Raw genomic sequence first — 14,902 nt, 5'->3', positions numbered from 1 at the left:
GGAATCACTGAATCTTAACATTCACTTGTATCATACTTGCAAAGCGGCTCCAAATCCTGTACAATATCCACTGAAAATTACCGGTTTCCGGTACTGTCCGGACCAATATTTCTATACAGATATCTATACAAAAGGAGTTTCCAAATGAGTATTTTAAATGTTGAACATCTGACTCACGGTTTTGGCGACCGTGCCATTTTCGAAGACGTTTCCTTCCGTCTTTTAAAAGGAGAACACATTGGTCTGGTAGGAGCCAATGGAGAAGGAAAATCTACCTTTTTCAAAATTGTAACGAACCAACTTCAACCAGATGAAGGAAAGATTGAATGGGCTAAAAATGTCCGTGTAGGTTATCTGGACCAGCATACTGTTCTAACAAAAGGAATGACGATCCGAGAAGTATTAAAATCCGCATTTTCTTACCTGTTTGCGCTCGAAGAAAAAATGAATCAGATCTGCGATGCGCTTGGCGATGCATCGCCGGAAGAGATGGAACTTATGATGGAAGAGCTTGGCACCATTCAGGATACACTGACACTGCATGATTTTTATGTAATCGACTCAAAAGTAGAAGAAGTTGCCAGAGCTCTTGGCATCCTTGATCTTGGACTTGACCGGGATGTTACCGATCTTAGCGGCGGCCAGCGCACAAAGATTCTGTTGGCAAAACTTCTTCTGGAAAAACCGGATATCCTTCTTCTGGACGAGCCGACAAACTATCTGGACGAAGAACATATTGAATGGCTGCGTCGTTATCTGACGGAATATGAGAATGCATTTATTCTCATTTCTCACGACATACCGTTTCTCAATAGCGTTATTAATATTATTTATCACATGGAAAATCAGGAACTGAATCGCTATGTAGGCGATTATGATCATTTTCTTGAAGTTTACGAAGTGAAAAAAGCTCAGCTGGAAGCAGCTTACCGCCGCCAACAGCAGGAAATCAGTGAACTGAAAGATTTCGTTGCCCGCAATAAGGCAAGAGTATCTACCAGAAATATGGCCATGTCCCGCCAGAAAAAACTGGACAAAATGGATCTCATTGAACTTGCCGCCGAACGTCCAAAACCGGAATTTCATTTTAAGATTGGGCGCACACCGGGCAAATATATTTTCGAGACAAAAGATCTTGTCATCGGCTACGATGAAGCATTAAGCAAACCGCTTACACTCTCTATGGAACGTGGTCAAAAGATCGCCCTCGTTGGAGCAAACGGAATCGGAAAAACTACTCTTCTAAAGAGTATTCTTGGACTCATTGAGCCCCTTCGCGGATCTGTGGAGCTTGGAGAAAATCTTCAGATCGGATATTTTGAACAGGAAGTAAAAGGCGACAACAAAACAACCTGTATCGAAGAAATCTGGAGCGAATTTCCTTCCTATACCCAGTACGAAGTCCGTTCTGCTCTTGCAAAATGCGGTCTCACCACAAAGCATATCGAAAGCCAGGTCCGCGTTCTTTCCGGCGGCGAACAGGCAAAAGTCCGCCTCTGCAAAGTCGTTAACCGCGAAACAAATATCCTGCTTCTCGATGAGCCTACAAACCATCTGGATGTAGATGCCAAAGACGCGCTTAAAAAAGCACTTCAGGAATATCGCGGAAGCATCCTTCTGATCTGTCACGAGCCGGAATTTTACCGGGATGTTGTGTCAGAAGTATGGGACTGCACGAAATGGACGACAAAAGTATTTTAATGATTCCTATATTCAATTATTCAACAAAAAAGTGTGCCAGATTGCTTTCATTCCAGCTTGTCTGGCACACGTTTTATTTTTCCCTTCCTGTTTTTAGCCGGATCATTCTATCTGCTTCGGGGCATGCTGCATAACAAATTCTGTCAGAATTCTCGCTGACTCTCTCTTGAGCGGACAAACCCGATTATAGTAAGCGTAATAAATCAGCATAGACCAGTATATCTCGAATCCTCCCTTATCAAATTCCCCCTCCTCAGGGAAATATCCCGCACACCCATTTGTATAACCGCCAAAATAAAAATATTCCCAGTGAAGATTCTGGCTGAGATTCAATGCAAATTCACACATCACTTCATTTGCTACGCCACAAATACAACCTTCTCCCAGAACAAAATACTGCACTTCCGTCACATCAAGCTGCTCTCGTACATTCTCCTCCCGAAGTTTCTTAATTTCTTTCAGCCAGCTCTGTTCTTCTGCTTTGCATCCTTCTTTTTCAAGCTCCAACCCTCATATACTCCGGAATTTCCGAATACAGATGCACTTGTTTGGAATACATCGCCAGCTGCTGAATCGGATGCGGAGTCATGTATGCTATCACCTTCCCTGTCTGTATGTAGATTTCTTCAGCCATATCATTAAGAGCAGTCTCACTTCTGATAAATTCTTCTCCCGCAGCATCTGTCGGTGTCAGCCGGGACTGAAAATACTTAGGAGCAATATTTCCTGATGCTCCCTGTGTAACCATAATCTGGCAATGATATTCTTCTTTCATCCGTTTTCGAACTGCTCCAAAATAATCCGGAGAAATAAGATAATTATCCTGCTTCAGTACATTGGCATGAGCGGTTAAACGAAGCAGTATTAAAAGCGGTTTCCCTGTCAAGTCTGTTACAAGCAAAATGCCTGCCCGCCTGTCTACCGAAAATCCTCCTTTTCTCTGATTGACTCCAATATCTACTATTGCATTTCCCCATACCGCCTGAATCGGGCACATATGATTTAATGTCCGATCAAGACAATTGAGCACCTGAGCAAAAACAAACCTTAAATAGCGTTTCTCCAACATTTCATCCGGAGCGGAATGCGTATGAGAAAAGCAGATCATTACTTTCTCCGGCAAAACTCCAAGTTTGACAGAAACCTTCTCCCGAAGCTCCTGCGCTTTTATTTTCGAAAATCCAATATGGTCAAGTGTAATAAGACAACAGATTTCCTCTTTTGATTTCCACACTGCTGTCTGTACGAGAAGAGGGCTTTCCACTCCCTGAGACCATTCATCCTCTCTTGAAAATCCAAGTGTCCTTACCGGATATGTCGGTGTAATATCAGCTTCTGCACAGCCAAACATAACTTCTTTCATTGCTTTCCTCCTCATTACCTGCTGCTAAATCATCCGTGTACAAAATCATAATGATATTTAATAAATTACAGTATAATACATTTTTCATCACAAACATACTATTTTTCCAAAACGCTCTTTACAACAAAACAATGTTATGCTATTATAATCACATGAATAAAACATTGTTTTATCACATAACATTTCAGGGGGTATGATGATGGAGATTTCAAAAAAAGATTTGCTGCAAGTTACTGGCATCTCCTACGGACAGCTCTATCGCTGGAAACGCGAAGGCCTGATTCCAGAAAACTGGTTCGTAAAGCGCCCAAGCTCTACCGGACAGGAAACTTTTTTTCCAAAAGAATTGATCTTAAAGCGGATTCGGGCAATCCAGAAGCTGAAAGACCATTATTCTCTGGAAGAACTGGCTAATCTTCTCGCGCCGGAAGTAACCAACCGCATATTCAGCGAAGAAGATCTGGAACAATTTCAGGAAGTGGATATTGATGTGGCTGCTGAATTCATGGATCAGCTTGAAAAGGATACTTTTCGTTTCATTGAAGTGCTGATTATGATTATTTTCAGTGACTGGAAGAAAAAAGAACTGTTAGATACTGCTCAGCTTACAAAGCTTATTTCCCACTCTGCTAAAAATGCATCCCAAATCGAGAATGTAGAGCAGGAGCTGCTGCTTCTGAAAATCGGACAAGATTATTACAGCCTATTTGTGGAATGTACCGGGACAGCAAGTCAGTTTCAGTTTGATTCCCGCATTGAAATTGCAGACCGGGTATCGCTTCAGGAACTGAGCAGCAGCATAAAAGTAACTTACAAAGATACATTTTCATTTACTTTCGATGAAGATATTGAAGAATAAATTCAGGAGGACAACACTATGACAAAAGATCTTAAAATCAGTGGAAGCGGAACAATTTTTGCCGGAGAATATGACACCATCGGTATTTCCGGAGGCGCCTCGATCGATGGTGATATTACATTTGACACTCTGAAAGTTTCCGGAGGCTGTCACACAAATGCACCTTGTATCCTGAAAGGTACGGCACTGCGTATCAGCGGATCATTGAAGGCTTCCGGCGAACTTCAAGTGGAAGACTGTCATATATCCGGATCTTGCAAGCTGACCGATTGCGAAGTACACGGAAATACACTTCATGTCAGCGGAAGTCTGACAACTAACCGGAACATAAAAGTAAAAGAATTAAAATCTTCCGGCAGTATCAAGAGTAATAACGCCAAAATTTATGCAGATTCTATTCTCATTTCAGGCTCTTTTGTAAATGATGATGAAATTAATGCAGATGATATAGAATTATACGGATCTTCAACGCTAAACGATGTATTTGGAGAACACGTTCGCATTGGCATTGTGCCAAAGAATTGCCACGTTCTCTCCTTCCGTCTCTTTTCTTCTGAAAAGCGACCGGTTCATCACGTCAAAAATATTGAATGTACACAGCTGGAAGCAGCTTCTCTCCACTGTGAATCTATTAGTGCAGAAACCATCGAACTCAGTAAATATTCTGTAGTAGATCACATCCAATGCGATGGCTCTCTTGTCTATGACAGCACTTGCAAAATCGGTACCGTCGAAGGTACTTGTACGCAGTCTGTAAAAGAGTAACCTCTTTCCTAATTTGTAAAAGTCAGGCATGACATGATGATTCATAACCTCTTTCTTCTCATGCCATGCCTGTTCTTTTTTCATAATAATATTATCGAATTCGAATTAAATGTACGAGAACTTTTCCGCTTCATCCCGCGACTTGAAAACAATAATTTCTTTTTCTGTTTCATATTTCTTTAATAACTCATAGATGACCGGAATCTGATCTTTCGGAAAATCTAAAATCCATTGCCGAAATTCTTCATCAAACTCCGTTTCCACCCACGGCATATCTTCCCGCACTGTTCCAATACGCGCTTTTGCCCCTTCCAGACATATTTCCAACGGATAATCAAGGAAGAACACCGTATCACAGGCATCCAGACGACATTCCATCGTACGGAGATAATTTCCGTCAATGATCCAGCTATCCTGCTGAATAATTTCTCTCAGTTTCGCATCAAACTCTTCTTTCGAAACCGTCGTCCTGTCCGCCTTATGCCAGATCTGATCAAGATAATAAAGAGGAAGTCCTGTCATTTCCTTTAATCTTCTTGCAAAAGTGCTTTTTCCTGCTCCGGGGCACCCAATCACTACTATTTTTTTCATTTTGTCCTCCGTGTGCTGCCTTTTACTTTTCAAACAATTCTGTCGATAAATATCTGTCTCCGGTATCCGGCAAAATCACTACAATCCTCTTACCCTCATTTTCCGGACGTCTGGCAAGCTGAAATGCTGCTGCCGCTGCTGCACCGGAAGAAATTCCCACAAGAATTCCTTCCTGCTTTCCGATTTCTCTTGCCACCGAAAATGCTTCTTCTGCCGTAATACAAATTATCTCATCGCAAATATCTGTATCCAATACTTCCGGAATAAAACCTGCTCCGATTCCTTGAAGTTTATGAGGTCCTGCCACCCTTTTTGTGAAAAACGGCGCTTCTGCCGGTTCTACGCCAACAACTTGAATCTCCGGATTTTGCTGCTTCAAATATGTTCCAGTTCCGGTAATCGTTCCACCGGTTCCAATCCCTGCCACAAAGATATCCACTGTTCCTTCTGTATCTTTATAGATCTCCGGTCCGGTATGTTCAAAATGTGCTTTTGGATTTGCCGGGTTAACGAACTGTCCTGCAATTATTCCACCCGGAATTTCTTCCGCCAATGCCTCAGCCTTGTCAATTGCTCCCTGCATTCCCTTTGCACCTTCTGTCAAAATAACTTCTGCCCCATAAGCCTTCATAATCTGCTGCCGCTCCACAGACATTGTTTCCGGCATCGTAATAATCACCCGATACCCTTTTGCCGCTGCCACCGCTGCCAATCCAATTCCAGTATTTCCAGAAGTCGGTTCAATGATAACAGAATCTTTCGTAAGCTTCCCGCTTGCTTGTGCCTCTTCAATCATCGCCTTCGCAACACGGTCTTTCACAGATCCAGCTGGGTTTAAATATTCCAATTTTGCCAGCACCTTCGCTTTTAAATCTAGTTTTTTCTCCAGATTTGTCAGCTCCAGTAACGGCGTATTTCCAATCAGCTGATCTGCACTTGTATAAATCTTTGTCATATTGTATCACTCTCCTATCTCCTATAACTGGTTTTTGTTATTATAGCATATTTCGGTATTATTTCACATATGTCAACGGTACTGCCTGCTCAAACCCATCACTGAAATGTACTTCCCCGTCTTCTGTGATAAATACTGCCTGTACATTCTCCAAATGATTGACAAGCTCCAACCCTTTTTCCAGTCCCAGCGAAAAACATGTTGTACTTAGTCCATCTCCTTCTGTTGACAAATCTGATATAATGGTTACAGCAACTAAATCATTTTCATACGGATATCCTGTCGCCGGATTTAAAATATGATGATAACGTTTTCCATCTTTTTCAAAACAACGTTCATAAATCCCGGAAGACACAACCGATTTGTCTTTAATAGCCGCAGTCGCAAGTGTTTCATTTCTATCTGCAAATGGTTTTTGAATTCCAATCTGAAACGCATCTCCATTTCTCTTTTCTCCGATGCAGAGAATATTTCCTCCCAGATCAATAATCCCATGTTTTACTCCATGTTCCACGAGAAATGTTTTCATTTTATCGGCAATGTATCCTTTGGCAATTGCTCCCAGTTCAATCCCCATACCTTCCTGTGCAAATCGAATCTTATTTCCATTTAATTCTACTTTTTCATATCCCACCAGTTTTCTTGCTTCTGCCAGATCAGCTTCGCTTGGAACTCTGTGTTCTTCCGAAGTAAAATCCCACAAAGATGAAACTGGTTCGATTGTAATATCAAACGCTCCTTCTGACAACTGACTGTAGTACAATCCTTTTTCAATCAGTTTTGCACATTCTTCTGAAAGCACATAATATCCATCTTCTTTTGGTAATGTCCCTTCATTCAAGCGATAAATTTCGCTGTCTTTTCTTGTCCGGCTGAATATTTTTTCATACCGGTCACAAAGCTCCATAACCTGAGAAAGAAGTGGCTCCTCCTTTGAATCATAAAGTGTTACTTTCACAACCGTATTCAGTTTAAACTCACTTACACTGATCGGTTCCTGCAGCGACTTTTGTGATAAAAAGAAGATAAGAGCAGCTGTTAACAAAACCGCAGCTATCACTCCTGCAAAAACACTTTTTTTCGGCTTTTGATCCCGCCGTCTCTTCATCGCCATACTTGTACCCTCTTTTCATTTTCCTGTCAGCAATCTCTTTCTTCTTATAAATCAACATACATGCTACAGTTCATTTACTTTGTTACATAATTTCGCGTAGATTCTTTCTACAAACCATGGTTCTGTAGATTTTTCTCCTATTTCCTCTATCGCTATCCATCCGATTTGACTGTTTTCATCTTCTTTAATTCGAATCGGGCTATTTGTGTCTGCTTCTAATAAATAGGTCACATTTAAGTGCAAATGTGACGGTACATATTCCCCTCTTTTTTCATGTCCGGAAACGGTCAGAATTTCCAGAGAAAAAATATCATCACAAATAAATCTTGCAGTTTCCAAACCACTTTCTTCTCTGATTTCCTTCAAAACTACTTCTTTTAAATCTGCATTTCCGTCAGCATGACCTCCAAGCCACGCCCAGGAATGATAAATATTATGATATGCCATTAAGACTTTTTTGCGCTCTTGATCTACAATCCAGGCTGAAACTGTCATATGTGCATTTTTATTATCTCTCGTTAAAATATGTTCTGATTGAGAAATGCATCTCAAGATTTCTTCTTTATCTTTTTCCTCTTGCTCATTGAATGGCTGATATGTCTCTATCTCTTTCTTTAAATCTAATAGTGTTCTCACGTTTCCTCCTAATGAGCCTTCTTACACAGCTCTTTTTTTATAGAAAATAATAACATCACAAGCGCAGTCATCATTCCGATATGTGATAATCCGGCAAATCCTGAAAGCATTCCATTTCCCATTTTCCCAAGATCAATCCCAAGTACCTGGACAATTCCTCTCACAAGCATTAAAATCGTCATAGCCGGAAGCACAATGTTATAAAGTATAAAGAATTTTTTAAAAAGTGAATTCTGTTCCAACTCTGTTATCTTTGCAAATACTGCTGCCATAAGAAATACGAACGTTCCCAATACAAGCAAATGCACATGCAGAACACCTAATGTTGTTGGTTTCGTATAACCATTCCATTTTGTAAATTCACGGTAGAAAACACCGCCTGCCATTGCTAAGATAAAATAAATAATAGACGTATTCATTATTTTTTTCATTCGTACATTTCTCCTTTATCTTTTTTTCTTAAATATTTTTATATAATTCCAGGTAAACAAAACTCCTGCCATAAAAAGAGCTGCCCCTAGTCCTGTATAAAACACTGCAATAAAACGATCCGGTAAAAGCCGGAATTTTCGAATGATGATTCCAAAACTAATCATAAAAGCCATAATCAAAAATGACTTCAGATCGAAGAATTTGTAAAACAACTGTAATTCCTCTTCAAATTCATGAATCCGTTTCGTATGCTTTATTGTTAATTTATGAAACACCATAAACCAAAACACAAGAAACACCATAAGCGTTATTGCATAATTAATTATTATACGATATTCCGCATATGTTTCCAAACCGATCCGCAGAACATTAAAGCCCGCAATCATCCATACGATGCCTGCCAAAAGCAAAAGATTCTGTTTCTTTACCTTCATGCCTGCTCCTTTCACAAAAAACTATTTTATCTCATATAAGTAATTTTTTATAAATTCTAAAAATATTTCTTCTTCCTGATTTTCCAGCAGCACTGCCAAAAACAGTTTAAATATGTAATTTACAAAAATTTCCGGAGTCATTTTATCTGTAAATGCCCCTGCCCGTATCTGCTTATCCTGCTCCAAAAGAGATATCATCTGTACTTTCAATTCCAGAAAGTATTTTTCCATGACTCTTCGCCCTTCCGGCTTTTCTCCTGTTGTAAAGTGTAATGCATGCATAGAAAAAAACTGTGGATAACGGTCTCTGCTGTTTTTTACCGCCTGGAGCAACGTCTTCATATACTCCAAAATATCTTCACAATTTTCCAAACAAGTTCCCACCTGAAAAATATCTTTCCACACTGCTTCTACTGCTGCCGACATCAACTCTGATTTTGAAGCAAAATAATTGTACAATGATCCTACTGCGATCCCACATTGTGCAGCAACTGTTCTCATATTAATCGCTGAAACACCTTTCTCTGCGATGATTTCGCGACTCTTATCCAGTATCTCTTCCTTTGATGTTACTGTTTTGTTCATGCTTCTATTTCCTCATATCTTGATATCCGATCAGAACTGTCCATACATACGCACAGGTCTTTGGAATCATCAACATTCCAATTACCGGAATCGTATCTGCCCATAATACAACCGGGATATAAAATCCAAAACTCAGTACGATTGTAAGCCACATAAATCGAAATGCATGATCTTGATTTTCTTTTGCACTTTTATAAAAAATAATAATTACGATAAGTCCTAATAATGCGAATGGAATATTTCTATAGATTCCCCAGGAAAGCGGTGCTTCTGCTGACGTCCATCTATTTTGCGGAAACAAACAAAGAATCACTCTTACCGCTGCCAGTAAATAAACAGCCCATGTCAATTTCTCCCTTCCTTCTATATGATAACGTAAACGCCAAACATAATAAAGCAAAATATAAAAAACTGTCATTGTGATAGAAGTAATAAGCTTTCCAACGCCTAGCGGAACTGTATAATTATCAAGCCCCGTTGTACAAAGTGCAATTGCTCTCGGAACTAAGTGGAAAGAATCACCCACGCCTAATGTCACTGCCATAATTCCAAACAGCTTATACTGCATATTTCCTCTACATTTCTTAATCATCAGTATTCCAATTGTAACAACACTGACTAAATAAACAACATCAAATAATGTCTCTGCGATTGCCTGCATATTTTTTTCCTTCTTTCTATTATTTTTATTATTGAACATTGTTCATTTTAGTGTAACGTAAAAAATTTGTCAAGAATTTCTTGATTTCTTACATAACATAGTTTTTTAAGCTGAGAACATTAACATACAGTGTCTTTCATATGTTTCACACTGCAAAACCTCTTACCTAGTCATAATATAATATGGTTCTCCCGATATTTTGTGAGTGACAGTTCTTTCAATAGAAAATCCCAGTTTTTTATAGAGCGAAATGGCACGTTTATTAAAACAAGCCACCGTTAAACGTAATGATATATCCGGTGTCTGTTCGGTCAAATGTTTTATCCCACATAAAAGAAAATCATATCCCATACCTTTGCCACATAATTCCGGATGCATCCCCAAGCCGATATCTAACTTATCCTTTGAATAGCTAAAGCAATCTTTTGTCGGAATGCGGGCTGATTTTCCTTGACAGAAATATCCTACTAATTTGTTATTTTGATCTGTGCAAGCAATATAATCGCCATTAAGCAATTCCTCAATTGTTTCCGCGTTCTGTTCAAAGCTATATATACTATACTCATTCTCATATGTCCATTGTGATATTCCAAAGCATATTTATGTGTCATTCTAGAAATAGAATATATCATATCTCAAACTCTTTTCATCTTTTTTGTCGGTTGAAACGACTGGAGTTCTCCTATCGCCTGTTTGCATAACAATTTATTCTGCATATAAAGAAATTGAAGCAGAATATAATCAAATTACCAGAACTTCCTCTGCTCTTACAGTCAATCCAAAAACTGTCTGCTAAAAACTTAAATTTGTCTTCATAACTCAATATTTATATTATACTGATCATCAACAAGTACAATATTGGCATTATGCTTTTTTGCAAGTTCCGAAAACTGCACATTATCTTCTAAAACACTTTCCATAGTACACCAATCATCATCTATACGATTTTCTACAGCACTTGCGTATTTTTTTATATCGTCAAAATGATTTTTAATATAGTTTTCACTCATCACAAGACAATAAAATTTGATATTATCAATATACTCCTCTGTAAAATCCTTTTTCCAATCGAAAGGAATATATCCACCTTCAATAACAAGATTTTGCTTGTTTTCTATGGCTGTTTTTATCATTTCACGAATAATAGGCCACATATATGTTTCAAGTTCGGCATCATCTTCAGGTGTGAGTTTCGTGTAACCACTACGAATTAAACCCATTTTCAAATGGTCTATTGAAAAATAGGGATATTTATATTTTTCAAGTAATTTTTGAGCAAGTACTGTTTTGCCTGTATGTGATGCTCCTGTAATTAAAACAATCATCTCTTATCCTCACAAGTTTATATAAATCTGCTTATCAATTATATGCAGTAACTACATAGATAAATTAAGTTAACCTTTCTATATGCATGGCACTATTATCCTTATACTCATACCAACTAAGCTGTGCCTTCCAAAGTTTCTGGTAGAGAGAATCCGGAGTTTCCAACAATTCTTCATGAGTACCCTGCTCAACAATCGTTCCATGATCAAGTACAAACACACGGTCGGCAGCTTTTGCGATGCTGAGTCGGTGTGAAATAACAACAAGCGTATTCTCTTTACCTGCCTGACGGAATATAAAATCATTCAATTCCTTCTCATATAGCGGGTCGATGGCAGAGGTCGGCTCATCCAGCACAAAGAAGTTTCCTCCATGATAAAACGTCCTGGCCATCGCAAGCTTTTGCCACTGACCGCCGGACAGGTCTGTCATTCCAAATTCCCGACCGAGGATCTCATTTTGTGGAATCTGATCAAGATCCATTTCCCTGAGAAGTTCCTCTGCAAGTTTCCTATCCTTCAACTCTAATTCCTGTGGCGCTATATTTTCCAGAAGTGTTAGCTCATAGCGCTGATGTTCCTGGAACATGACAGAAAATGCATCGGAAATTTTCCCTTCTGCTCTTCCCTCTGTGACAGACAGTAATCCTGTCAGCAACTTGGAAAGCGTCGTTTTTCCGGCACCATTTACCCCAACCACTGCTACCTTCTCCCCGGCATGTATTGTAAAGTCCAGATTGTGAAGCACTGCTTCTTTCCCTGTCGGGTAAGTAAATCCTGCATGGTCAAATGCAATCTTTCCGGTCATTTCCGAACAGCGTATTTCATCTTCGCTGTCCATAAATAAGAAAAATGGCTTTACCATCATACGGAACTGCGAGAAATATCCAAGATCTGCAAACAACTGTGCATACTGGTTCTGCAGCTGCAGTGTCGTGGATATCGCGACCATAAATTCAGCATAGTCAATCGAACCATGGAAGAAAAGCCACCCCGCCAGCACATAGACCCCTGCTGTTGCCGAAGCGCGCACAAGCATCAAAAGTGTGCGGATCTTCAGCACCTGTTTCTCCACTTCATATTCTTTTTCTCGCAAAGTATTTGAGGAATCCTTCCATTTATTAATCAAAAACTCGCTGCTCTCATACACAAGCCGTTCCTTTGCATAACGGATATCAAGTACGCAAGCCCTGCGCTCTTTCTCTTCTTTTGCAAGAGATGCAAGTAGTGTACGCCTACGATTTTTCAAAATACCCTCACTGACATTTTCCAGAAGTGCGGGCACTGCCGTCAACACAATAAGAAGAAAAAATATCGGATGGATTGTTGCCGCATAGCCAGACAAAAGTATGATCGACAGCGCTGCGCCAGACAGCGTAATCACACATTCCACAACCCGATAAACATTAATACTGGCGACTTTTGCCTCCCACAATCTATTATAAAATGACGGTGTCTCATAGTAACTCATCGGTATTTTTCCGCATTTTTCGTGAAGCAAAAGCTTCGTCTTCTTCTCAAATTCTAAAAGTCCACCAAACTGGACTGCTACCCGCTCATAATAAATCGTATATCCCTTCATTAGAAACAAATAGACACCGTACAATACAACTGGCAAAAGAAGTTCTGCAACCGGCTGAGTCCCAAATACTGTGTGCTCAGCAAACTGGTAGATGCGACGGCTGATCTGGATACCGATAACCGGAAGGATTGCCAGAAACAGATGTACAAACACCATCCCGGTAAAATGCCGCGGCATCAGTTTTGCTCCCAGACCGATGCATCTTGTTACGGTCTGCTTACTATTTTGTTTCATTCACATACATCTCCTTCTGTGTCTGATAAAGCTTCCGGTAAATACCATCCGCACGCATCAATTCTTCGTGACTTCCGTATTCTGCAAGACGTCCCTGATCCAACACAAGGATCTCATCCATCTGACTGATTGCACCAAGCCGGTGTGTGATAAACAGTGTTGTCTTCTCGCGAAGAACCTTCTGACTCTTCACATAAACATCTCGTTCAGAAATCGGATCGAGGCTTGCAGTCGGTTCATCTAAAATGATAAAGTCCGCATCTGACAGAAACACTCTTGCAACTGCAAGCCGCTGTAACTGTCCTTTTGATAGCAACGTTCCTTCTTCTGTCAGAAGTGTAAGCGGCGTATCAAGACCTTGCTTCAGGCCACCACACTCCAACATATCAAGCACTTCCAAAAGTTTTTCATCCGCCAGTGACAAATCATTTCCCATCAGAAGGTATTCTCTTACTGTCACCGGATAAATTTGAAAGTCCTGAAACAACGCTGTCTTCTTCCATGCGCTGCCATAGAGTATTCCACCGGTCGGCTCATAGAGATCCAAAAGCAATTTTGCAAGCGTTGTCTTCCCAGCTCCGTTCACCCCAACAAGTCCATAATGTTTTCCTCGCTCAAAAGTAAAAGAAATATCTCTTAGTGTATCCTCCTCATTTCCATCGTACCGAAAATGAAGATGAGAAAGAGATAACGAACTGTATTCCTCTTTTGTCCTCTGTTTCTCTCGCGGCACATATGCTAAAAATACTGCTAATTCCTTCTGGAGTCCACGAAATTCTCGAATTGGAAATACACTCTCGGCACACTTGGAAAGCTCATCAAGCACCCGTGCAATCATCTCCGTGATTGCCGTATAAGTGCCAAGAGTCATTGTCGCCAGTGTCTGCGGCAAAGCAAAATAAAACAGAGCAAAAACAGTAATCCCAATTAAAATACTTTCAAGCAAAACCTGGCCACGGAATCTAGCAAGTCCACTCTTTTTATTCACTCTGGCCGCCCGGTCAAATTCTTCTGAAAATCGTGCATCCATCGCCTCTGACGTACCGTAAACACGGCGCTCATAAGCATATTCACGTTTGATCTGCAAATCAGAGATATAATTAAACCGACGCGCAGCCTTCATATAACGCTGCCAGAAACCAAATGTATTTTTTGTGGCACGCACATTAACATAAAATGCGGCACAAATCAGAGCCGCTAACATAAAAATGACCAGAAACGACGTATTTCTCATAAACCATAACAGTACTGCCACAGACAGTCCAAGCTCCATCCAGCATACCAATGCATCTGTATATTCCAACGATTTTTTAAAGTATTCTTCTGATCTTCGGATCTTTTCCTGTGTATCCTGCTGTTCCAAAACACAGAGCGGAAGTTTCTCACAGACACGCATAACTGCCTCCGGCATTTTCGCCTGACAACTTCTCGTCACGCGAAGCCGTACTGCTATCTCAAATATGTGTAACAGATTCTCGATAAAAAATAAGGACACAATCCATATAAAATCTGTCATAATCACTTTGGCAGAAGCGGCATACACAACGTGGTCGATTAAAAAAAACCTACAAAACACTTCTGCCAGAATCACGATGTAAATGCATACATTCATAATAATTAATCTTAAATGCGACTGTTTAAAAAAATTTCTATTCATACTATACA

Annotated in this window: 17 protein-coding genes; 3 read left to right on the top strand and 14 right to left on the bottom strand. The window is 40.0% G+C overall.

All coding sequences use genetic code 11. The features are described from left to right. Positions 1 to 144: 144 nt before the first annotated feature. Positions 145 to 1,701: an ABC-F family ATP-binding cassette domain-containing protein gene (locus tag KFE17_01280; protein QUO32423.1), complete on the top strand. Its 1,557-nt coding sequence runs from the start codon at positions 145 to 147 to the stop codon at positions 1,699 to 1,701. A gap of 102 nt (positions 1,702 to 1,803) precedes the next feature. Here KFE17_01280 and KFE17_01275 read toward each other — a convergent pair whose 3' ends face one another. Further along, the gene (locus KFE17_01275) at positions 1,804 to 2,208 is read right to left on the bottom strand and encodes a hypothetical protein (protein ID QUO32422.1); all 405 of its coding nucleotides are present in this window, start codon (positions 2,206 to 2,208) and stop codon (positions 1,804 to 1,806) included. Beyond that, positions 2,198 to 3,064: a hypothetical protein gene (locus tag KFE17_01270; GenBank protein QUO32421.1), complete on the bottom strand. Its 867-nt coding sequence runs from the start codon at positions 3,062 to 3,064 to the stop codon at positions 2,198 to 2,200. The genes KFE17_01275 and KFE17_01270 overlap by 11 nt, the downstream gene beginning before the upstream one ends. A gap of 199 nt (positions 3,065 to 3,263) precedes the next feature. On the opposite strand from KFE17_01270, the gene KFE17_01265 reads away from it, so the two are divergent. Together KFE17_01265 and KFE17_01260 are read left to right on the top strand one after the other, a co-directional pair. After that, positions 3,264 to 3,923 (top strand): DUF4004 family protein, encoded by a 660-nt coding sequence (locus KFE17_01265; GenBank protein ID QUO32420.1) that lies wholly within the window; start codon positions 3,264 to 3,266, stop codon positions 3,921 to 3,923. Positions 3,924 to 3,941: 18 nt separating this feature from the next. After that, positions 3,942 to 4,688, top strand: coding sequence for a hypothetical protein (locus KFE17_01260; protein ID QUO32419.1), 747 nt, complete (start codon positions 3,942 to 3,944; stop codon positions 4,686 to 4,688). A 105-nt stretch (positions 4,689 to 4,793) separates the two neighbouring features. On the opposite strand, the gene KFE17_01255 is transcribed toward KFE17_01260, so the two are convergent. The 12 genes from KFE17_01255 to KFE17_01200 form a co-directional block, all read right to left on the bottom strand. Beyond that, entirely contained in the window at positions 4,794 to 5,279 is a 486-nt protein-coding gene (locus tag KFE17_01255) for an adenylate kinase (protein QUO32418.1), read from the bottom strand. A 22-nt stretch (positions 5,280 to 5,301) separates the two neighbouring features. After that, positions 5,302 to 6,234: a cysteine synthase A gene (gene cysK / locus KFE17_01250; GenBank protein QUO32417.1), complete on the bottom strand. Its 933-nt coding sequence runs from the start codon at positions 6,232 to 6,234 to the stop codon at positions 5,302 to 5,304. Positions 6,235 to 6,292: 58 nt separating this feature from the next. Beyond that, positions 6,293 to 7,342 carry an FAD:protein FMN transferase gene (locus tag KFE17_01245; protein ID QUO33577.1) on the bottom strand — a complete coding sequence of 350 codons (1,050 nt, stop codon included), beginning with the start codon at positions 7,340 to 7,342 and terminating at the stop codon, positions 6,293 to 6,295. 69 nt (positions 7,343 to 7,411) lie between these two features. Continuing rightward, positions 7,412 to 7,984 (bottom strand): NUDIX hydrolase, encoded by a 573-nt coding sequence (locus tag KFE17_01240; protein QUO32416.1) that lies wholly within the window; start codon positions 7,982 to 7,984, stop codon positions 7,412 to 7,414. An 8-nt stretch (positions 7,985 to 7,992) separates the two neighbouring features. Beyond that, the gene (locus tag KFE17_01235; GenBank protein QUO32415.1) at positions 7,993 to 8,415 is read right to left on the bottom strand and encodes a DUF2871 domain-containing protein; all 423 of its coding nucleotides are present in this window, start codon (positions 8,413 to 8,415) and stop codon (positions 7,993 to 7,995) included. A 15-nt stretch (positions 8,416 to 8,430) separates the two neighbouring features. Further along, the gene (locus tag KFE17_01230; GenBank protein QUO32414.1) at positions 8,431 to 8,850 is read right to left on the bottom strand and encodes a hypothetical protein; all 420 of its coding nucleotides are present in this window, start codon (positions 8,848 to 8,850) and stop codon (positions 8,431 to 8,433) included. A gap of 21 nt (positions 8,851 to 8,871) precedes the next feature. Then, the gene (locus tag KFE17_01225; protein ID QUO32413.1) at positions 8,872 to 9,435 is read right to left on the bottom strand and encodes a TetR/AcrR family transcriptional regulator; all 564 of its coding nucleotides are present in this window, start codon (positions 9,433 to 9,435) and stop codon (positions 8,872 to 8,874) included. 4 nt (positions 9,436 to 9,439) lie between these two features. Further along, positions 9,440 to 10,096, bottom strand: coding sequence for a hypothetical protein (locus tag KFE17_01220; GenBank protein QUO32412.1), 657 nt, complete (start codon positions 10,094 to 10,096; stop codon positions 9,440 to 9,442). Positions 10,097 to 10,258: 162 nt separating this feature from the next. Continuing rightward, positions 10,259 to 10,612 carry a GNAT family N-acetyltransferase gene (locus KFE17_01215; protein QUO32411.1) on the bottom strand — a complete coding sequence of 118 codons (354 nt, stop codon included), beginning with the start codon at positions 10,610 to 10,612 and terminating at the stop codon, positions 10,259 to 10,261. Positions 10,613 to 10,908: 296 nt separating this feature from the next. Further along, the gene (locus KFE17_01210) at positions 10,909 to 11,421 is read right to left on the bottom strand and encodes an adenylate kinase (protein QUO32410.1); all 513 of its coding nucleotides are present in this window, start codon (positions 11,419 to 11,421) and stop codon (positions 10,909 to 10,911) included. A 64-nt stretch (positions 11,422 to 11,485) separates the two neighbouring features. Beyond that, complete coding sequence (locus KFE17_01205; GenBank protein QUO32409.1) at positions 11,486 to 13,237, bottom strand: ABC transporter ATP-binding protein; 1,752 nt, start codon at positions 13,235 to 13,237, stop codon at positions 11,486 to 11,488. Next, positions 13,224 to 14,894, bottom strand: a complete 1,671-nt coding sequence (locus KFE17_01200) for an ABC transporter ATP-binding protein (GenBank protein ID QUO32408.1) — start codon at positions 14,892 to 14,894, stop codon at positions 13,224 to 13,226. The genes KFE17_01205 and KFE17_01200 overlap by 14 nt, the downstream gene beginning before the upstream one ends. Between the last annotated feature and the right edge of the window lie 8 nt (positions 14,895 to 14,902).

This window comes from Faecalicatena sp. Marseille-Q4148, from assembly GCA_018228665.1.
GTDB lineage: Bacteria > Bacillota > Clostridia > Lachnospirales > Lachnospiraceae > UBA9414.
Note: the sequence above shows the minus strand (reverse complement) of the source record. Positions and strands in the feature narration are given on the sequence as shown.

Excerpts from the sequence above, each read along its gene's own strand:
- KFE17_01280 (QUO32423.1), top strand. The coding sequence starts at position 145 with ATGAGTATTTTAAATGTTGAACATCTGACTCACGGTTTTGGCGACCGT.
- KFE17_01270 (QUO32421.1), bottom strand. The coding sequence starts at position 3,064 with ATGAAAGAAGTTATGTTTGGCTGTGCAGAAGCTGATATTACACCGACA.
- KFE17_01265 (QUO32420.1), top strand. The coding sequence starts at position 3,264 with ATGGAGATTTCAAAAAAAGATTTGCTGCAAGTTACTGGCATCTCCTAC.
- KFE17_01260 (QUO32419.1), top strand. The coding sequence starts at position 3,942 with ATGACAAAAGATCTTAAAATCAGTGGAAGCGGAACAATTTTTGCCGGA.
- KFE17_01255 (QUO32418.1), bottom strand. The coding sequence starts at position 5,279 with ATGAAAAAAATAGTAGTGATTGGGTGCCCCGGAGCAGGAAAAAGCACT.
- cysK (QUO32417.1), bottom strand. The coding sequence starts at position 6,234 with ATGACAAAGATTTATACAAGTGCAGATCAGCTGATTGGAAATACGCCG.
- KFE17_01245 (QUO33577.1), bottom strand. The coding sequence starts at position 7,342 with ATGAAGAGACGGCGGGATCAAAAGCCGAAAAAAAGTGTTTTTGCAGGA.
- KFE17_01235 (QUO32415.1), bottom strand. The coding sequence starts at position 8,415 with ATGAAAAAAATAATGAATACGTCTATTATTTATTTTATCTTAGCAATG.
- KFE17_01230 (QUO32414.1), bottom strand. The coding sequence starts at position 8,850 with ATGAAGGTAAAGAAACAGAATCTTTTGCTTTTGGCAGGCATCGTATGG.
- KFE17_01225 (QUO32413.1), bottom strand. The coding sequence starts at position 9,435 with ATGAACAAAACAGTAACATCAAAGGAAGAGATACTGGATAAGAGTCGC.
- KFE17_01220 (QUO32412.1), bottom strand. The coding sequence starts at position 10,096 with ATGCAGGCAATCGCAGAGACATTATTTGATGTTGTTTATTTAGTCAGT.
- KFE17_01210 (QUO32410.1), bottom strand. The coding sequence starts at position 11,421 with ATGATTGTTTTAATTACAGGAGCATCACATACAGGCAAAACAGTACTT.
- KFE17_01205 (QUO32409.1), bottom strand. The coding sequence starts at position 13,237 with ATGAAACAAAATAGTAAGCAGACCGTAACAAGATGCATCGGTCTGGGA.
- KFE17_01200 (QUO32408.1), bottom strand. The coding sequence starts at position 14,894 with ATGAATAGAAATTTTTTTAAACAGTCGCATTTAAGATTAATTATTATG.